Annotated in this window: 1 protein-coding gene; it reads right to left on the bottom strand. The window is 62.4% G+C overall.

Annotated features, from left to right (window positions below; translation table 11 throughout):
- Positions 1 to 959 (bottom strand): AraC family transcriptional regulator ligand-binding domain-containing protein (locus AC1DY5_RS54975; RefSeq protein ID WP_478122587.1); only part of this gene is annotated, 959 nt, incomplete at its 3' end.
- Between the last annotated feature and the right edge of the window lie 635 nt (positions 960 to 1,594).

Raw genomic sequence — 1,594 nt, 5'->3', positions numbered from 1 at the left:
ACCTGGGAGACAGTGGCGCCGGGCTCGGCCAGCAACTCGCAGGCCCGCTCGAAGCGCACCCGCTCGGCCAGCGTACGGAACTGCAGCTGTTCCTTCCTCAGATAGCGGTCGATCGAGCGCGGCGAGACGTTAATTCGCCGGGCCAGGTCATCCAGAGTAACCAGCCGGCCAGGCGACTCCTGCAGCAACATCGTTACGAAATCGCCCCAACCGGTCTCGCCGGTCGGCGGGCGCTTGCCGAGCGCAGTGCAGCGCTCGTCGACCTCGCGCACGACGCGCTCGTCGGCCATCGGCAAAGGGCGGTCCAGCAGATCGGCGCCCATCACCACCCGCACGCCAGGCAAGCCGCCTTCGTCGAAGTGAAAGCGCGCTGGCATCAGCGACAGATAGCGCACCGAATGCGTCGGCGGAGGCATCGAGAGATAGAAGTCATAGGGCGGCTCCTCGCCGCCCAGCATCAGGTGGACCTGATTCTGGTGAGCAACCGCCAGCGCCTCGTAGAAGAAGCGCAGCGTCTCCAAAGGCATCGCGGTCATTGGCGTGTAGACCGCCTCGCCGACGCCGGTGCCGATGCGCCGGTATCGCAACGTCACCGTCTCGGCCATCAAATGATAGTGGCGCGCGACCAGTCGCATGGCCTCATGCCAGTTGCGGCAGCTGAGCATGCCGTAGCCGAGCAGTTCGTGCGAATTCATCTTGATCAGACGGCCGATCTCGAAGCCAAGGTCGCAGCGCCCCGTCAGCCTGCGTGCCGCGCTGAGAAAAGCCTCAATCTCGGCCGGCACCAGGGTGGCGTCGCGCAGGACAAAGCGGTCTGCTTCGATGCCGGCCGTCTGCAGCAATAGCTTGACATTGACACCTTGCGAGCGCAGCAGATCGAGCAGCAGGATGAAGTAGCGCACCGGCACGCGGCGCTGCTGCGGCAAGCTCGGGCGCTTTGTCGGCGGCTGCTCGCTCATCGGTCAATCCGGAGGTGAATTCAGGTCACTGATGCTAGTCAATGGTGCGGGACGTGTCCATCAAGGATGGCCGCAATCTGCCCCGTCGCCGGCGGAACGGCGACGACAACCAAAACGCGGCTCGGCGTCGCACTGGATTGTGTCCACGAACAGACGGTGACTCTCGGGGCGATGGTCGTTGTGTGTCTTTTTAACGCGCGCTTCGATCCACTGCCACTTGGGGTAGTCGTACTTTTCTTGCCAATCGGTGCGCTTTGCTCTAAAAATTCCTTTTCCGACAATCACTTACGAAACCGGCGTTCCGCAGGACTTCGTCCCTTTCGTGCAAGTCGATGGAGAGCGCTCGATTTAAGGGGAATGGCACTTACTTTGGCTCGTACGCATGACCATGCTTCTCGACATGTCGGCGAGCCTGGGCGCGCGGCGCCTTCAACCAAGGGCACTGCTGTCCAAGACAGGCGAATCCGGCGGATGACATGCTGAACTGACGCGGGTTCCGGACGGCTTGTGTGTGGATTTCAGGATCGTGCCCCCATGGGTGCTGTCCAACATCAAGTGAATGCGAATGCGCCCTGGGGTGATTCATCGGGATCGGGCGGCGCTGTGAACGGCTCGTCGATCCACGCCATCAGATC

The sequence above is a fragment of the Variovorax sp. P4_D9 genome (assembly GCF_056401695.1).
Note: the sequence above shows the minus strand (reverse complement) of the source record. Positions and strands in the feature narration are given on the sequence as shown.